We start from the raw sequence: 20,924 nt of genomic DNA on the forward strand, positions 1-20,924 counted from the left end.
TTATTTATATAAGAAGCGCCGGATAGATTTCTTAGGCGTTTTTTCAAACTCTTGGTCTCTCTGCTCAAGCTTGGCTAACTGGCAGTAGTTGGGCAGGTGTTGGTTTACCTCCTTGCAGATGCTGTCAAGGTCAAGTTCCTCGCGTCGTAAACCCAAAGTTTGGAGTGTGTTGTCTGAGGCATATACCAGACCCACCAGTTTGTCTTCGCGCTTCACCACCACGCACTCGTCGAAGACAGAGTAGGATACCACCTGATCCTCAGCTTCCTCAGGATATACATTCTGGCCATTGGAGCCTAGCAGCATATTCTTCTTGCGCCCGCGGATATAGATAAAGCCGTCTTTATCCATCACACCTAGGTCGCCCGTGTGTAGCCAGCCTTCTGTGTCGATAGTTTCTTCAGTGGCTTCTGGGTTCTTATAATATCCCAACATCTTGTTGGCACCTTTGGCCACTATCTCGCCAGGCTCATTCTGCGGGTCGTCGCTCAGAATCTTTACCTCCATGTTTACAGCAGCCTTTCCGCATGAGCCCGGACGATGCTCTTTCCAGTCGGAGAAGGTGATGATAGGCCCGCATTCTGTCATGCCATAGCCAATGGTGTAGGGGAACTTAATCATGTGCAGCACTTTCTCTACCTCCTTGCTCAGAGCTGCTCCGCCCATGATAACCTCGTAGGCTCTCCCGCCTAATGCCTGATATAATTGTTTGCGAATCTTTCTGCATATCAGCTGTCGCACACCGGGCACCTTCATCAGTATCTCCATCTTTCGTGTCCTCAGTAAAGGCAGCACACGGTTGTTGATGATTTTCTCCATGACCAAAGGCACACAAAGGAAAATGTCGGGTTTTACTTCTTCGAAGGCTTTGAGCAGGATCTTCGGGGCAGGAACCTTGGTGAGGATATGTAGATGTGAGCCTGTCAGGATGCCATATAAAAAGTCGAAGGCAAATCCGAACATGTGTGCCATAGGTAGAATCAGGAACATGTTCATACTTCCATCGTTTGGAAGTGCACCGAATGCGAACTCCATGTTAGATTGTAACGAGCGCCATGGCAGCATCACGCCTTTAGGGTTGCCTGTAGAGCCACTGGTGTAGCTCAGTATCATCAGGTCGTCGGGCTGTTCGGCTTCGTAGTGCAGATGTTCTTTTTTATAGCCTTTGGGGTAGTGCTCTGCAAACATGGCGAATGCCTTTTCCTCCACTTGGTCGGTAAGGGCCGATGGTGTCATAGCCAGCAAGTCTTCCACATCGAGCATATACATAGGGCAGTCGCCATCTGGCCACAGGTTGGCCAGTCGGTGGTGAGCTATCATAAACTTGGCATCACAGTGCTCGCAGAGCATCTTCAGCTGCATCTTGCTGTAGTCGGGCAGCAGAGGCACGGCCACGGCGCGATATGTGAGAACGGCCAGCATGGCAATGGCCCAGTTGCTGCTGTTCTTGTCGCAGATGGCCACTTTGTCGCCAGGTTTGATGCCCAGCGATTTGAAGAGCATGTGCATATAGCATACTCGTACAGCGATGTCGCCATATTTGTATGTCGCGTTATTTCCCCAGTCTGTTAATGCCTCGTGATCCCAATGCTCACGCATGACGGATTCCAGCTGTTTGATGATACTAAGTGTTTTAAATTGCATTTCGATGTAGTACTTATAGTTTTATTTATGCTGCAAATATAAAGATATTAGTTGAAAAGTCCAAGAGACAATTTATTTTTTAAAATATTCTAATACTATGTGTTAAAAAAATGAAAACATTCAAAGTCTCTGTTATTTGATAGATAAATTATATCTATATTTGCAACATATACCAATAATTATGACTACAGAAGGAACGAATGTAACTCTATTTAACCGCAATCCATATCTAATAGCCAAGGCAATGAAGAATTTCCTTTTGGCTAGTATCCTCACTATGGCCGTAACTCAGGTTAATACGACTGTGGATGGCATCATTGTGAGTCATCTGGTAGCCCCAGATGCCCTGTCGGCTGTCAATCTTTTTATGCCCGTTTCGTTGCTGATAACTTCGTTCAGCACCCTGTTTGGCGTTAGTGCAACGATTGTTGCTGCACGGGCATTGGGTGAACGTGATAAAAGTCGGGTAGAGCATCTTCTTTCAACTGCCTTGCTTTCCATTATGTTTGTTGGCGGGCTAATAGCTGTTCTGGGCTGGCTATTCCAAGGACAGATATCAGACATGATCTGTCATGAAGAGCGTCTCCGTCCTTATTTTGATAGTTACATGATGGTGATGATGACTTGTGCTGTTGTCACGATGACATCAACCCTTGTCGATCAGTCGGTTTCTATTGATGGGCATCCTGAGCTGGTGACGCGCTCTATTGTGATGGCGGCTTTTGTGAATGTTACATTTGATTTGCTGTTAGTAGGCGTATTCCATCTTGGTATTGCAGGATCAGCTTATGCCACAATCCTATCAGCACTCTTTAATATTTGTTTCCTTTCTCGCTATCTCTATGGCAAGCAGTGCTCCTTCCGTATCAATCCCTTCTCAAAGTCGGACTTTAAGAGTCTGGGTGAGAACACCCTTGAGGGTACGCCACTCATCATCGGCAACCTGGTATTGACGGTGATGTTCCTGCTGATGAACAACATTATTCAGGACAAACAAGGGGCCGATGGTATGTTTACCTTATCAATATGTATCAACTTGTTAACCATCGGAATGATGTTCTCCAGCGGTATCGGCTCAACAACACTAGCCATAGGCGGTTTTCTCAGAGGACAGCAAGACTATATTGGTCTTAGAATACTTGTCAAGAGAGCTCTTGTCATGGTTTTCTGTAGTTTGATAGTGATAGTTTGCATTATCGAGCTTTTCCCCGAACTTATCGGAACGTTGTTTGGCTCCAATACGCCGGAACTGACCCTTTACACCAACCGTGTATTGCGCATCTTCGCCCCCATGCTCCCCTTTATTCTGTTGGCACTCACGCTGGCTAATATTTATCAGATGCAGGGCTACTTGATACTTACGGTAGTTGTAGTATCCTCTTTTCCTTTAATCCTTATACCAAGTTTGTTGATATGGCCGGAGATTGCGGGCAATGACGCCATCTGGTATTCTTTCCCCTTTACCGGTATTATGGCCATCATTATGGCCCTTCTGATTACTGAGGTAGTGCGAATGAAAAAGAAGAACGTCACGCATCTCTCATTGGTTCCTATAGCCACTGCCGAAGAGAAAGAGGCGCTTAACATATCCATCGGCGCCACGAAAGAGCGTGTAGCAGAATCGCTGCAGGTGATTCATAACTATTTGGACCAGTGTAAAATAGAAAAGAAAATGGCTAATGATATTACCCTCTGTACAGAAGAGATATTGCTCAATATCATTTACCATGCTGGCCGAAACAGCCTGTCTCACTACATCGATGTGCACATCCATTCGCACGACGGGAAAATGATAGTTTCTGTCAAAGATGACGGTAGGGCTTTCGATCCCGTTCATTTTGATGAGAACAAACGGAAAAATGGCCTGAAAATCCTGAATGGCCTCTGCCCAGATTTAGATTATCAGTATATGTATGGTCAGAATATGACATTTATGTCTTGGAAAATAGAATGAAAAAATAATAGTAGTATGAAAACCTATCCCCTATTACAATCGCAGCTGGGTGTTTTTATGGAATGGATGGCTGATCCTTCTATCACCCGTTACAATTTGCCTCTTTATGTGGCATTTTCAAAAAAAATATCTTTTGACAAGTTAGAGAAAGCATTTAATCGTCTTGTGGCCAGTCGCCGTGTGTTACGGACTCGTTTTATACTTGATGAGGATGGGCTTCCCAGACAGTATGCTGCCGATGACATGCTTGTAAGCATTGCAAGAAATGCGATGAGCGAAGACGAATTGCAAACTTATATGTCTGATGGTTTCGTACGCCCTTATGACCTGTTAAGCGGCGAACCACTATTTCGTATTGAGTTTATAGAGACACCGGAACATCACGTAGTGTTGTTTGAAGTTCATCATGTTATAGCTGATGGTATGACGCTGGCACCCAATCTGACATTAAAGGATATGCCTGCCGCCTATGGTGGAGAGCAACTGAAGGAGATTGCCTACGGATTATATGAATATGCCGAAGATGAACAGGCTACGATGAATTCTGATGCCTACGAGCGAGCTAAGGCTTATTATCAGGATTTGTTTGCTGGTCGTGAATTTACTTCGATTTCGCGTAGTGCTGCTAATCCATTGGGCAACTCTATCCACTTTGATGCCTATATGGACAGCGAAAAGGTAGATGTATGGTGCCAGGAGAATGGTACGGCTGCGAATTTACTGTACATGGCAGCTTTTAGTTATGTTTTGGCAGAGGCCAGCAGGGATGACGAAGTGACATATCGTACCATCAATCATGGTCGCATGGATAAGCGTTTGATTGATGCCTATGGTATGTTTGTCAAGTCATCGCCTGTGCTTACCGTCATTGATCGTCAACAAAAGGTCATCGACTTTATCAAGAGTTTTCGTCGTGACTTAATGGCTACCATTCGATACGGAAGCTATCCTTTCAGTCATTTCTGTCGCGATTTGAAAATGAGTGGTGGCGTAGAGTTTGGATTCCAAGGGTTCAAAATCCAAGAATATATCGAATTGGATGGAGAGAAAGCTTTTGCCCATCAGATAGACCGAGGCAAATCAACATCCGACCTGACGTGTATCATTTATTTGCGCAACGGGAAGTACGACATCCGACTGAGTTCAAGTGATGCCCTTAATAGTAGTGAAGACCTGCAGCGCATGGCAAAAGCTATCAAGTCCACCGTCGAAAACATGATGGCTCGGCCCGAGGCCATACTGAAGAACCTGAGTATGCTCGACGATGAGGAGCGCCTTCGTGTAGAGAACTTCCGCTTTACAGCCAAGGCTGAAGTACCATATCATCTGTTTTATGAGCCTATTGAGAAGAATGCTGTATTGTATCCAGATCGTCAGGCACTCATTGCAAAAGATCGTACCCTTACCTTTGCAGAGCTGAACACCGAGGCTAACAAGGTGGCTCATGCCCTGATACGCAAGGGTGTGAAGCGTGCAGATCGCGTGGTGTTATTGCTACCTCGCACTAGTGCTGTTATCGTGAGTATGTTTGGCGTCAGCAAGACAGGTGCCGCCTATATTCCATGCGACCCTGCCTATCCTGCCGATCGTATCAATCTGATTGTTAGCGACTCTGAAGCTCCCTATATCATAACAACCAAGGGGCATGCAGCCGATTATCCTTCTGAGAAAGTTATCCTCATTGATGATATTTATGGTTCAGAGAGTCAGCCACAACCAGGTGATGAACAGAACCCACAAGTGGAGGTTAATCCTGATGATTTGGCTTATCTTATTTATACATCAGGTTCTACTGGTCGTCCAAAGGGTGTAATGCTGCGCCATGTGGGTATCACGAACTATCTATACGATCACCCAGCCAATGTACATATCCACGGACTGATGGAATTAGGCGTGAAGACCTTTGTGTCTATCACAACACTATCGTTCGATATGTCGCTCAAGGAGTTTGCTGGTTCGTTGTTCAATGGTATCACCTCGGTGCTGGCCGATGAGCAGGAGGTAATGGATGCACAATTGTTAGCCGACTTGATGAGACGCACTTCTGCCGAAGCTATCAATGGCACCTGTTCGCGAATATTGAGTTATATGGAGCTGCCTGCTTTCTGTGAGGCACTATCGCATTGTAAGGCTGTATGGGCAGGTGGTGAGAAATTCCCCATGCAACTGCTGACATCTCTACAGTCTATGGGTGTTCATATATTTAATACCTATGGACCTACGGAGATTACCGTTTCGTCGAATATAGCCGACCTGACGCATGCACGTAAGGTAACTGTTGGACACCCATTGCTGAACTATGAGGAATTTATTATAGATAGTTATGGAAACCAATTGCCTGTGGGCTTTACTGGCGAACTGCTGATTGGTGGACCTGGTGTGGCTCGTGGCTATAACAACCTGCCCGAGATGACAGCCGAACGCTTTGTAGAATACCAAGGTCTCAGAGTTTATCGTTCGGGCGACCTTGCACGTTGGGAACCAGACGGAGATGTGGAGATACTGGGCCGTAATGATGGTCAGGTGAAGTTGCGTGGCTTCCGCATCGAGTTGGGTGAGGTAGAAGGTCTTGCTGTTAAGTTTGAAGGTATCCGCCAGGCTGTGGCCGACGTGAAAGAGATAGGAACAGCTCAGCATTTATGTCTGTATTATGTGAGCGATAACCCTATTGACGAAGATGCGCTCAAGGCATTCATCGCGTCAAGTCTGACAGAATATATGGTACCTTCGGTGTATATTCAGATTGATGCAATACCGCTGACGCCAAATGGTAAAACAAATCGTAAGGCACTGCCTACACCATCACTAAAACTGGATGAGGTGATTGCGCCAGAAACAGAGATGGAGAAGATCATCTTTAGCTTGGTTGCAGAATTGCTGCAATTGGAAGGATTTGGCGTTACCAACGACCTGATTGCCTTAGGATTATCGTCGCTGGCTGCCATGCGCCTGGCTGCTACTATCAAGAAAAAACTAGACATCCAGTTGCTGATGAAGGATATTATGCAGCATCCGACGGTGCGCGAGTTGGCTACTCTTGCTGAGAACTCTCAGAATACCATTCAGCTAAAAGCGTATGAGAAACGTGAGTTCTACCCTATGAGCGAGAGTCAGCGAGGCATGTATGTGGACTGGATGATGAACCCGGATGCTCTGCAGTACAATATACCTATTCTGTTGCACTTCAGAGGAGTTGACGTGGAGCGCTTAAAGACAGCCCTGGTTGATGTGGCCAATGCCCATCCTTATATTAAGACACGTTTGGCATTACTGGGTGACGATGTTGTTCAGGTACGTAACGATGAAGCACCTGTAAATGTTGGAATTGAACAACTTAATCACATGCCTAACCGCGAGTGGTTCCAAAGTCGTGTACGTCCGTTCGATCTTATGAACGAACCTTTGTTCCGTTTCAATATATATACTTATGCCGATCATGTATTCATGCTGCTCGATTTGCACCATATTATAAGTGATGGTAGCAGTAACTACGTCATTGCACATGAGTTGGAGAAGGCCTACCGAGGCGAAAAGCTTGCGGTTGAGACTTATACTGCCTATGATCGTGCATTGGACGAGGAAGCACTGATGCTGTCGGAGCGCAAACAGGAGGCAGAGGATTATTTTGACCGTTTGGTGGGCGGTATTGATGCCACGGTTTATCCTCACTCAACACAGAGTGATGGTGAACGTAGGCAGGGTGTGGTTGACGTGTATATTGCTGCAGCCGACATAGAAGCATTCTGTCAGCGCCAAGCATTACCTACGAGCAGCTATTTCCTGGCGGTATTCCATCAGGTGTTGCACCGTATCACACGAGAGGAGAATACCCTTATCTACTTTATCAGCAATGGTCGTAGCGAATTATTACTCGATAACTTCTTTGGTGTACTTGTAAAGACATTACCTACAGTATGCAATAAGTTTAAGGGACAGATGGTCGAGGTGGTCCGTGAACTGACCCAACAGATGCAAGATACTATTCGCAATGATTTCTATCCATTTACAAAATTGGTGGAGCGCCATGGCCTGAAAGCAGAGATATTGTATAACTATTTTGTTGATTTGCAAACTGAAGTGAGTTTGGGTGAGCATCGGAGTGAAGAAATCTATGGTCTTGACTGGGACATGGCCAAGACGCCATTGTCCATCACGATGCTGCGTGCCGATGATGGTATTGGCTATATAGGTCGTATAGAATATGATGCCACACTCTATAACCGCAATGATATGCTGACGCTGGGCAATGCTTTCAAAGCAATGGCTGAGGACAGTTGCACGGCAGCAGGAAACGAATTGGCAAACTGTCGTATCGTGCGCCCAGAAACCTACGATACTCTGTTGCAGATGTCGAAAGGTAAAACCATGCCATGTGATCCTGATGGCACATTTGTAAGTCTGTTTATGCAGTGTGCCAAAGAGATACCAGATGCACCTGCGGTGGTTGATGAACAGGGAACATTCACTTATGGTCAGCTCGACAATCTTTCTAGTGCGTTAGCACTCAAACTACGCGAGTTGGGAGTGGGTGCTGCAGGAGCCAAATCTCCTTTTGTCAGCATCATGTTAGGCTACGAGAAGGCATTCCTCGTGGCTGCTATTGGTATTGAAAAGGCGGGTGGGGCATACGTGCCATTGGATTACGACTATCCCAACGACCGCCTGCTCTATATGCTGGAGGATAGTGAGAGTCAGGTACTCATTACCAGTCATGCCATCTTCAATGAGAAGAATGCTGAAGACGAATTCAATAGCAAGAACACATTCTTCATCGATGATTTCTTGGCCTCAGCTCCTGCGAAGACAGAGGATGTAAACTTTGCCACTCCTGATGGCCTTGCATATATGATTTACACCAGTGGTTCTACTGGTAGGCCCAAGGGTGTGATGATACCTCATAAGGCTAAGGCCAACTTTGTGCAATTCATAGCCAAGGAATGGGGTCACACTGCCCAGAGTCGCATCTGTTGCCACTCGTCATTCTCGTTCGATGCCTCTATTGAGGATCTCTATCCCGTGCTCACCGTCGGTGGTACACTTTATACCGTACCTAAGGAGGCACGTAAGGATCTGGTCATGCTCTATGACTTTATCATCAAAAACAAGATAACCGGTGGTTGCTATACCACCCAATTGGGTCTGATGCTGTTGCAGCAGTTCCCCGACCTGCCCGTCGACTACCTTGTTGTTGGTGGTGAGAAGATGGCCGACAACCCCGACTGTAAATGCCGTCTTATCAATACCTATGGTCCTACGGAGTTTACCGTCGATGCTACGTTCTATGAGACTGAGCACGGACGTGACTATAAGAATATTCCTATTGGCCGACCGCTCTATAACCTCTCTGCATTTGTCACCGACCCGATGGGACAGCTCGTTCCGCAGGGTGTTCCCGGTGAGTTGTGCATGGCTGGTCCGCAGATTGCCTGTGGCTACTGGAAGCGTGAAGACCTTACTGCAGAGAAGTTTGTTGACTGTCCGTTTATGGACGGAAAGATGTACCATACTGGAGACCTTGTGAAATACAATATCGAGGGCCAGATAGAGTACATGGGACGTATCGACAATCAGGTGAAGTTACGTGGCTTCCGTATTGAACTGGGTGAGATAGAAACCCTCATCAGCAAGTACGAAGGTGTGCAGATGCAGTGTGTTCAGGTTAAGGAGATTGGTGGTGTGCAGCATCTCTGTGCTTACTATACCGCTGACCGTCAGATAGACAGTGATGCACTGCGTGACTACCTTGCCGAGCAGCTTACTGACTATATGGTGCCAACAGCCTACATGCAGCTTGACCAGATGCCGCTTACCCCCAATGGTAAGGTTAACACCAAGGCACTGCCCAAGCCGAGTGCTCAGGCAGAAGAGCTGGTAGCACCTGTCACTAAGACAGAGAAAGAACTCTTCAACCTTGCTGCCGAGATGCTCAAGCATGATAAGTTCGGCATTACCAGCAACCTGATTTCGATGGGACTTACCTCACTTACTGCCATGCGATTCACCGTGGGTGCTTTCAACACATTCGGCGTACAGGTTACAGTGAAGGAAGTGATGCAGAATCCTACCATTCACCAGATGGCAGCCCTTATCGATGCCAAGCGTGAAGAGGAGGGACTGACTACTTCTTCAGATGACAGCCAGTTCTGGTCGGAAGGCAAACACTACTATTATCCCATTACCGAGAACCAGCGCGGCGTATTCTTCGATTGGGAAATGAACCGCGACACCACACAGTATAATGTTCCTGACGTGGTGGTAATGAAGGATGCAGATGCCGCGAAGTTGCGTGATGCCCTGGAGAAGGTTGTCAATGCGCACTCCTATCTTAAGACTCACTTCGTACAGCATGACGGCGACGTGATGCAGATTCGTCGTGACGAGGAGCCTGTCAATATACTTATGGAGTCATTGACAGAGGAGCCCGACAGAGACTTCTTCCAGAACCGTGTTCGTCCGTTCGATCTTTATAATGACCAGCTTTACAGACTGGAGATCTATACATATAATAATAAGGTGTATCTGTTCATGGATATCCACCATAGTATCTATGATGGTGCTTCTTCATTGATATTCCTTAACGACATCCAGAAAGCTTATGAGGGTGAAAACATTGAAATCGAGACATATACAGCCTTTGATTTCGCCCTGGATGAGTTCAAACAGATGAAGTCGGAGAAGTATGCCGAGGCCGAACATTACTTCCGAGACTTGATGGGCGATGCCAGCACTGTTGTTTATCCTCATTCCATTAAAAAGGATGGTGATGACCCAGGCGTACTGTCTGTACATTTCACAGGTGACGACATCGAATCCTTCTGTCAGCAGAACGGATTGACTCTTAACAGTTACTTCCTGGCCATAACAATGCATGTTTTGCATACAGTGACACGTGAGGACGACATCATCATCACGACCATTAACAACGGACGTTCCGACGTAAGAATGATGAACATCATGGGTATGTTCGTCAAGACCATTCCTGTCGTAAGTTCGAGTGCCGACAGCCAGAAGAACGTTGTCGGTGTGGTTAAACAGATACAAGATCAATTGCTTGAGACACAGTCAAGAGACTTCTATCCATTCACCAAGATGGTAGAGCTTTACGGACTGCGCCCGGAAATCATGTATGTTTACCAACCCAGAGATGTCAGCGAGGATGATGAGCAGGAGGAGAAGATGCGCCTGCTGCTTAACCAGACCAAACTGCCACTCGATATTCAGGTAATGCCAGAGAAGGGCGGTTATGTGCTTGAACTACAGTATGATACTGCTTTGTATTCCAAGAAGGATATGGAGCAGTTGGCAGCCGTAATGACAAACATGGCCGAACTGGCACCATCTGCACCTTCGCTGAAGGATATCCCGCTGTTAAACAGTCAGGACAAGGAAAAGGTACTCAGCATATCTACAGGAAAGACACTTGATTATGACACTACGGCAACTTGGGTTGACTTGTTCCAGCAGCAGGCAAAAGCCCGTCCCGACCAGGTGGCTGTTGTCGATTCTACAAGCCAGCTTACTTATCGTGAACTCGATGAGAAGTCAGATAGTCTGGCTCACTGGTTAGTAAGTCAGGGAGTGAAGCCCGACGATTTTGTAGCTATCAAGATGGATCGCGTTAAAGAGTTCCTGGTTGCCGTACTGGCCGCCCAGAAGGCTGGAGCTGCCTACGTGCCTATCGATGTGGATTATCCCGAAGACCGCATCAGCTACATGATTGAGAACAGCGAAGCCAAAGTGTTGCTGACTGAAGAGGTGGTGAAAGACGTGAAACCTGCAGGTCCATTCAAGAGTCTGGCCACTCCTGACAGCAGAGCCTATATGATTTACACTTCTGGCTCTACCGGACGTCCTAAGGGCGTAAAGGTGGCACATCGCGGACTGATGAACCTTATTACCTGGGTGAAAGACCTTGTTAATCTGAAACCCGGAGACAAGACTGCCATCTTCGTAAGCTTCAGTTTCGATGCCTCTGTCAACGACTTATATCCAATCCTGACAGCAGGTGGCGAGTTGCATATCTTCTCTTCCGAGATGAGAAAGGATATGGAGAGCATGTACAACTATCTGTGCAAACACCATATCAAGGGACTGGAGTTCACCACGCAGTTAGCCATGGCAATGATGCAGCAATACCAGCTGCCTATCGAATATCTCTTCGTTGGTGGCGAAAAGCTGAAACCGTTCCCGAAGACCGGTTATGATGTCATCAACGTATATGGACCTACAGAGTTTACCGACATCTCGTCATATTACGTCGTAGATCAGACCAAGAGTATCGAGGACATTCCAATTGGCAAACCTGTACCTAATACGATGTCACTCATCGTTGACCCATACGGACGACTGTTGCCACAAGGATTTACTGGCGAATTGTGTCTTGCAGGACGCCAGATGACCTATGGCTACTGGAAACTGGAAGAAATGACAGCAGAGAAGTTCGTGGATTGTCCGTTCGCCGAAGGCAAGATGTATCACACCGGCGATCTGGCCCGCTATAACGAGGAAGGCAATCTGGAGTATGTCGGACGTAACGACAATCAGGTGAAACTGAACGGATTCCGTATCGAGTTGGGAGGCATTGAGAACCGTGCCAGCAACTACGAGGGCATCCTTCAGACTATAGCAGTAGTCTATGGAGGAAAGACATTATGTCTCTACTACACGTCAACACACGAGATCGACGAGCAGGATTTAAGTGCATTCCTCGGTAAGACACTTGCTGAATATATGATTCCTTCTGTCTACATGCGACTTGATGCGATGCCGATGACACCAAACGGAAAAATCGACCGCAAAAAGTTGCCGGCTCCTGCCATCGAGGCCGGAGAGATTGTTGAGGCAGAGACTGACGCTGAAGCCGAGATGCTCGCCATTGCCGAGGAACTGTTGGGAGGCGAACACATCGGTGTTACCACCAATCTCATCACTGCCGGTATGACATCACTGACGGCTATGCGCATGTCGGCAGTCATCAAGCAGAAGACACAGTTCTACATTCCTGTCAAGGAAATACTGTTGCATCCAACTATCCGCGAGATGGCTGCACTGACTGGTGCTGGTCTGAAGGAAGAAATCAAAACCTATGACAAGCAGGACTACTATCCTATCACTGAGAACCAGCGTGGTGTATATATTGACTGGGAGCTCAACCGCGATACCACACAGTACAACCTTCCTTCTGTTACTAAGATGGACGGTGTCGATGCTGAGCAGTTGCACGAAGCACTCATCAAGATAGTTGAGGCTCATCCTTATCTTAAGACACGACTTGCCATGAAGGGCGACGACATTGTGCAGCTGAGGTTAGACGATGAGCCTGTTGTAGTTGAATTGACAGAGCTTAACGAAGAACCGACAGCGAAATTCTTCCGCAGTCGTGTTCGTCCATTCAACCTCTTCAATGATAGGCTCTACCGCATGGAGGTGTACAAGACACCTACCAGCGTCTGGTATTTCCAGGATATCCATCACCTTGTATTCGACGGTGCATCCGACTTTGTGCTGCATGCCGAGCTGGAGAAGGCCTTACATGGAGAGACCTTGCAACGTGAGGAGTACTCCGCTTTTGAGCGTGCACTCGATGAGAAGGAACTGATGGAGTCGGCAACCTTCAATGAGATAGAGAAGTACTTCGACGGCTTGCTAGAGGATGTGGAGATGATTTCATATCCACACTCCAGCGAGCTCGACGGTGCAGAGGGTGTCAACAATGCCTATGTAGAGGCTGATGTTGACAAGCGAGTCATCGACGACTATTGCAGAAAGAATTCGGCTACGGCCAACAGCTTCTTCCTTACTTCGTTGATGCAGGTGCTCCACCGATTCACTCGTGAGGAGCGTATCGCCATCACTACTATCAGCAACGGTCGTAGTGACACTCGTATGCATACTATTATGGGTATGTTTGTTAAGACATTACCTGTAGTTTCACGACTCGATGGCAACCAGACATTTGCCGATGCACTGGCAAGCATGAACAAGCAAGTCATGACGTCTATTGGTAACGACATCTATCCGTTCACCAGGATTGCCGAACGCTATAAGTTCCGTTCAGAAATAATGTTTGTGTTCCAGGGTGGCTTAAATACACCTGTAGTGAAGCAGCATGAAGAGAGCATGCCGCTGGATCTTGACACGGCTAAGATGCCTATCGCCTTCATGGTTACTGAGAGTGGCGAAGGAACATATCATATTGAACTGGAGTATGACACGCATCTCTATTCACAAGCCGATATGCAGATTCTGGTGAAAGCTCTCCAGACCTTTATACAAGAGGCTCTGAGCGGAGACAACCAGATCAAGGCCATCTCGCTGACCGACAAAAAGGATCAGGCAGGTATCATCAGTATGTCGCAGGGCGAACCGCTCGACTATGATCAGAGCCAGACATTTGTCGATATGGTTTGTTCGTTCGCTGCAAGCCATCCAGAGGCTATTGCCGTGGTCGACAAATTCAGCAAGATCACCTATGACGAACTCGACAAACAGTCGAACACCTTGGCAGCAAAACTGATTGAAAATGGTGTTCATCCCGATACTTTTGTTGGCATCATGCTTCCTCGACAGAAAGAGTTCGTCGTAGCGCTTCTGAGTATCATGAAGGCCGGTGCTGCCTATATCCCGATGGATAATGAGTATCCTATAGACCGCCTGCTTTATATGCTGGAAGACAGTCGTGCTAAAGTATTGATAACTACTCGCGAACTGTATGAGGCCAAGCAGCAGGAAGGTGATTTCAAGGCAAATCAGGTCATCTTCATGGATGAGCGTATTGAACCGTCAGAAAAGACTATCAACCTCACTCATCCCGACAGACTGGCATATATGATTTACACCTCTGGTTCTACTGGTAAGCCCAAGGGTGTCATGTTGCCACACCGTGCTCTCCGTGCATACCTCGCATGGCGTATTGCCAAGATAGGCATTACACCCGAGAGCCGTCATGCAGAGCATCCTAGCTTCTCGTTCGACGCATCGCTCGACGACCTGCTGTGTCCATTGGCAGCCGGTGGATGTGTACACATTCTTGCTGAGGAACTCCGCAAAGATATGGATGGTATCTACAACTACCTCAAAGAGCAGCGTATTACCGGTCTGACACTGAGTACTGCTTTGGGTATGACATTGCTTGGACAGTTCTCTGATCTGCCTGTCAAATTCATCATGATGGGTGGTGAGAAGATGCTTCCATTCCCCAAGACACCTATCAAGGTCATCAACGGATATGGTCCTACAGAGTTCTCTGTATGTTCGTCATTCCACGTAGTCGATCAAGACAAGGATGAGAATATTCCTATTGGTCGCCCGGTACCAAACAGCTGGTCGTTCATCTGCGACACCTTCGGCAATCTCTTGCCATTAGGTTGTGCCGGTGAGTTGTGCCTGTGCGGTGCCCAGATGGCAAATGGCTATTGGCAGCGTGAAGACCTGACCAAGGAGAAGTTCTCCGTTGCTCCTTTCGGAATGAAGGTGTACCACACTGGCGACCTTGCTCGTTGGAACGAACAGGGTGAGCTGGAGTTCCTGGGTCGTATTGACAATCAGGTTAAGCTGCGCGGCTTCCGTATCGAGCTGGGTGAGATCGAGAATCAGGCATCGCTTATCGAAGGCATCAAGGCTGTAGCTGCCGAGGTTCGTGAGGCCAATGGCTCTAAACACTTGGTTCTCTACTTTACTGCAGAACAGACTATGGATGTCGACGCCATCCGTGAACGCCTGTCAGAGTCGCTTACAGAATACATGGTGCCCGACACCTACATGCAACTCGACGAGATGCCTATGACACCTAATGGTAAGGTGAATCGTCGTGCACTGCCACAGCCTGTCATCCGTAGCGCCGCTGAATATGTGGAGCCACAGACGGGGGCAGAACGTATTGTTGCCCAGGCTATGCAGGAAGTGCTTGGCCTGAAGCAGAATGTGGGAGCCCTCGACAGCTTCTTTGCCTGGGGTGGCGACTCTATCAAGAGTATTCGCCTGGTGAGCCGTCTGCGTGCAGAGGGTATCACCCTTCAGGTGGCCGATATCATGAAACTGAAGACTGTCAGAGAGATTGCTGCTGCTGGTTCACAGGGAATGGTTGAGGTCAATCAGGAGGCATGGTCGGGTGAAGTTCCACAGACAGCTATTACAAGTTTCTTCTTCGACCTGGGGCTGCCTAAGCCACAGCATTTCAATCAGACCATGTTCATCAAGGCCACACAGCGTGTGCAGGCAGAGGCATTACAGAAGACGGTTGAAGCACTTGTAGAGCATCATGATATGCTGCGTGCGATTGTCCGTAATGGGCAGTTGTATGTCAGAAACACCGATGAGCCCAACCTCTATGGCTGGGAGCAGCTTGACTACACACAGGATACCGACTATGTGAAGAACATCGAACGAGAATGCCGAAACCGTCAGGCTTCTATCAGTCTGACGAGCGGACCGTTGTTCAAGGTCGTTTTGTTCAATACGCCCGACTATGACGCCATACTGATGGTTTGCCACCACCTTGTTGTTGATGGTGTGTCATGGCGTGTATTGTTGGAGGATTTGAATACAGCCTATGCACAGGCATCCGAAGGAGCAGCTATTGTACTTCCTACTAAGACACACTCGTTCAGAGAGTATGCCGAGACACTGCATGCATATGCCGATAGTCATGAGCTCAGTCTGGAGAAACCATACTGGGATAGCGTTCAGGAAAAACTGCAGAGTCTTCCTTCCAGTCAGGCAAAGGACAGTAGCCGCAGCATGCAGCAAGTCAATGGCTCGCTCGATGCTCAGACCACACATAGTATCACTACCACAGCAGGCAATCCTTATCATGCCGATATCAACGACTTGCTGATGACTGCTTTGGGCAGAAGCTACTACAAGCTCACAGGCAATGATGCCGTATCGGTACAGTTCGAGGGCCATGGTCGAGAGTATATTGGCAATGCCCAGTTGCTCACCGATCGTACTGTGGGTTGGTTCACATCTGTTTACCCCGTTGTGCTTGAGCATCTTGACGGAGACCTGAGAAGTTGCCTGCGTCAGACCAAGGAGACCATGCACCGTATTCCGAATAAGGGTGTTGGCTACAATATCTTACGTTATCTGTCTGACGAGACTACATACTCAACCGGACAGTGTGCTTTGATTGGATTCAACTACCTAGGCGAGATGAGTGCACAGGATAGTAGTGACGGAGCCCTCTTTACGGCCATGACGGAAATATCGGCAGGCGACGACTTCGCACCGCAGAATGTCTTCGGTCCCGATATCTCTATCAACAGCTCGGTAATCGACGGAAAGTTGGAGGCCACTCTGACATACAACACAGCACTGTTCACTCAGAAACAGGCCGCTCAGCTGCTTAACGGCATGATGGAGTCGCTGCGTGAAATTACTGCCCATACTTCAGAAATGACTGATGTTGAGGTTACTGCTACCGACCTTGGCGAATATGAATGGACTGATGAGGAGTTCCAGGGCGTATACCGCCACTTCATCGACATGGGTACTCCACTGCAGCGTATCTATCCGCTCAGCCCAATGCAGGAGGGTATGGCATTGAAGTTCATGCTGGAGCCCAACTCGCTGGCTTATCGTCTGGTATCAAGATTCGCACTCGACATCCTGCCTACGGAGGAACAGATGCGTTATACCCTCGATCAGCTGGGAGCTAAGCACGAAGTACTGAGAACCAGTCTCATCTACCGCGATGTAGAACTGTATAGACAGGCTATTGTAGACAGACCGCTGGGTCTGGAGATGAGAGACATCTCTGATGAACCTAACAAGGAGAGCGCTATGGTTGCCTTGTACAAGGCAGAGCAGCAGAGAGGCTTCTCTATGGAAGACCAACCTCTATTCCGTATTATCTGTGTTAAGACTTCAGAGACCACGTGTGAGATTCTGCTTGCAGTACACCATATTATTGTTGATGGATGGTGTATCGGACTCTACATGAGCGACCTGATTGCCAACCTGACAGATGCTGTTCAGGGCAATATGAAACCTATTGGGCAGTACCCGACAGGACGCTACGAGAAGTTCATCAGAGAACTGTTAAGAAAAGACACCGACAAGGGACTCAGCTATTGGAGAAACCTCTTGGACGGTTATACAACGAAGGCTGTAATACCTTCTACCGGCATCGTTCCCGAACAGGAACGCACCACAGACAATGTCTGCCGCATAACTATCAGCGGAGCCGAGATGACGGCCCTGAAGGCCTTGACCACCAATGTACAGGCTACCATGAATACACTCGTGGAACTGGCATGGGGATTGGTTCTTCAGATTTACAACCGCCAGGACGACGTGGTGTTCGTAAAGGTAGTTTCCGGACGTAACAATGCTTCAGAGGGAGTAGAGGACGTTGTAGGACTCTTCATCAACTCTGTTCCGGTACGTGTCAGAACACCTAAGGGAATCACCGTAATCCAGGCATTGCAGGCACTACAGCAGCAGGCTGCCGAGAGTAATGAGTGGGATTTCTGTCCGCTGTCAGTCATTCAGCAGCAGTCAGACTTGGGGGCAGACCTGTTCCAGTCTATTGTAGCCTTCGAGAACTACGATTCAGAGGTTGATTTGAACAATGCTTCTACGCCATTCCATACTAAGATGGTCTACTCTAAGGAGGAGTCTATCAACGACTTGACGTTGACGGCCTATGCCGATGGAGATAAGGAGCTGACTGTTAACTTGGAGTTCGACCCTGTAAAGTACCGTAAGGGTGAAATAGAGCAGGTAATGAACGTGATGCGACAGATGCTGCTGAATATGGCAGAAAAGCCTGATACAGATGTTAGCACTCTGCCACCATTGACCGATCAGGACCGTGTCGCTCTGGCTAAGCTCGGACTGGGCGAGACACTGACCTACGACACCACACAGACCTTAGTAGATCTGTTTACACAGCAGGCCATTAAGACGCCCGACAATACGTGTATCGTATTCCAGAACAAGCGTCTCACTTATCGCGAGGTTGACAGCATCACCGACCGTCTGGCCGTACTGCTGCAGAAGCAATACCAAGTACAGCCCGAAATGGCAGTAGGTGTGATGATAGATCGCAGCGAGTTGATGCTTCTCTATCCTATGGCTATCATGAAGGCTGGAGCTGCCTATATGCCGCTCGACTTCCACTTCCCTGCAGAACGTCTCTCGTTCATGTGCAAAGATGCTGGCGTGAAGCTGATTCTGTCAGAAGGCAATAGAGTGGCCGAGGCAATGCCTGACTACAATGGACAGGTGATTACCAGCGACATCTTTGAGCATCTTGACGAGGTCAACGGAAAGCTGAACGCTAAATTGAAGGCACAGCCCGAGAATATGTTCGTCATCCTCTACACATCAGGCTCTACGGGAACCCCGAAGGGGGTGGTACTGGAGCACCGTAACATTGTCAATTTCTGTCACTGGTATGTGAAAGCATTCGATGTGACGGCCGAAGACCGCGCTGTGGCTTATGCTAACTTCGGATTTGATGCGCACATGATGGATATCTATCCTGTAACGTCGGTAGGCGGAAGTGTCTATATCATCCCTAGCGACATGCGTATGGACTTGATGGGCATGAACGAGTATATGGAGTGTGAACACTTGAATCTGGCGTTTATGACTACCCAGGTGGGATATATGTTTGCCACCACTATCGAGAACCACTCGCTGCGCCTGCTGTCAGTAGGTGGTGAGAAATTGCAGCCGCTGAAGAAACCGCCTTTCCGTTTCTATAATGGCTACGGCCCAACAGAGTGTACGCTCTACTCGACATTCTATAATATAGAGCAGGACTACAATTCATCCTACATTGGGCGTCCGTTGGCAGGCTACCAATTGTATGTGGTTGACCCCAACTTAAACATTGTTCCCCAAGGTGCTGTTGGTGAATTGATTGTTGCTGGTGCCGGTGTGGGTCGTGGATATTTGAACCGACCTGACCAGACTGCCGAGAAGTTCATCACGTTCATGGGTCAGAAGGCTTATCGAACAGGCGATTTGGTGAGATGGAGTCCTGACGGCAATATCGACTTCATTGGCCGTATTGACGGACAGGTGAAGCTGCGTGGTCTGCGCATCGAAATGGGCGAGATAGAGGCATGTGTTTTGAAATATCCTCAGATTAAGACAACATCTGTTGACGTCAAGGAGGTATGCGGTGCACAACACATCTGCTGCTACTTTACATCAGACGTACAGATTGACACGGATAGTCTGAAGGAGTTCTTGGCAAATAAACTGACTGACTATATGGTACCAACCGCCTACACTCAGATGGAGAAGTTGCCACTGACTCCAAATGGAAAGGTGAATCGCAGGGCACTACCCATTCCGTCCGTTACGCTGCAAACAGAAAATGTTGCTCCTGAAACGGAAAAGGAGCAGATCATGTTTGATATAGCTAAGGATTTGTTGAAGACAGATCAATTTGGTGTCACAGATGACTTGACAAAGCTTGGATTGACATCTCTTTTGGCTATAAAACTGGTGATGATGGCTACCAAGAGGAATATCAACATCAAACTTGATGACCTGATGAAACGAAAGAGCATCAGGGCTACGCTGCAGCATAATATTGCCATGCTGTCATGGGCAAAGCCTTACCAGGAAGATAAGCCTGTGGTTGTGCTGGTTTGTGGTGCTACACCATACAAGGACATGGAATCGTATGTAGAGTTGCTGTCGCAGCACTATTCTGTCTTGGTATACGAGCCAATTGCTGAACATTACGATTACATTTTCCAGGACGATGACATTAATGAGGTTGTCGAGATGTATTATGCCTTGTTGGGCTTTACACTTCCTGACGGTGTGAGGGTAAGTGCTTTTACAGGTCACTGCTTTGGCGGCGAGATAGCCTACCGTTTGGCAATCAGATGGGCTGAGGATACTGGTGAGCAAGTTCCAATGCTGATGCTTGATGTATTCTGGCGTGTTGACCCGTTACACTTTGACGAGGAGGCGCTGATGAAAATGCTGCCACAGGAGCTCATCGACAAATATGGCAATGCTATAAGATCTTATGCCAAGGCAATGCACATGTATGACAAGTTGGGACGTCAAGGTGTTCCACCATTGTATGATGGCGATGTGGTATTGTTCAGAGCTTTTCAAGTTGAGCCCGATTCGCCCATCTTGACTGAGATTTATGAGACAGTACCTCAGTTCAAGGAAGCATGGAATGAAGTTATTTCTGAACGAAGTATGGACAATGCGGCATTTTGGCGTCAGTATTATCCCGGCATGGAAATATACAACATAGATGCCCATCACATGTCGATGCTCGAGAAACCCTATGTACAGAAGTACGTAGAGTGGATTGACAACTATCTCAAGAATCATCAGTAAT

The 20,924-nt window shown here is 47.7% G+C and carries 3 protein-coding genes; 2 read left to right on the plus strand and 1 reads right to left on the minus strand.

Features of this window, described 5'->3' with window-relative positions; genetic code table 11:
• Positions 1-1,644, minus strand: coding sequence for an AMP-binding protein (locus T360_RS0100795; RefSeq protein WP_028911095.1), 1,644 nt, complete (start codon positions 1,642-1,644; stop codon positions 1-3).
• A 244-nt stretch (positions 1,645-1,888) separates the two neighbouring features.
• Here T360_RS0100795 and T360_RS0100800 point away from each other — a divergent pair, with 244 nt between their 5' ends.
• Together T360_RS0100800 and T360_RS0100805 are read left to right on the plus strand one after the other, a co-directional pair.
• On the plus strand, positions 1,889-3,598 hold the full coding sequence (locus T360_RS0100800; RefSeq protein WP_197019244.1) for an MATE family efflux transporter: 1,710 nt from the start codon (positions 1,889-1,891) through the stop codon (positions 3,596-3,598).
• 15 nt (positions 3,599-3,613) lie between these two features.
• On the plus strand, positions 3,614-20,923 hold the full coding sequence (locus tag T360_RS0100805) for a non-ribosomal peptide synthetase (RefSeq protein WP_028911097.1): 17,310 nt from the start codon (positions 3,614-3,616) through the stop codon (positions 20,921-20,923).
• The last annotated feature ends 1 nt before the right edge of the window (position 20,924 follow it).

Origin of the sequence: Prevotella sp. MA2016 (genome assembly GCF_000619825.1) — a bacterium.
GTDB lineage: Bacteria > Bacteroidota > Bacteroidia > Bacteroidales > Bacteroidaceae > Prevotella.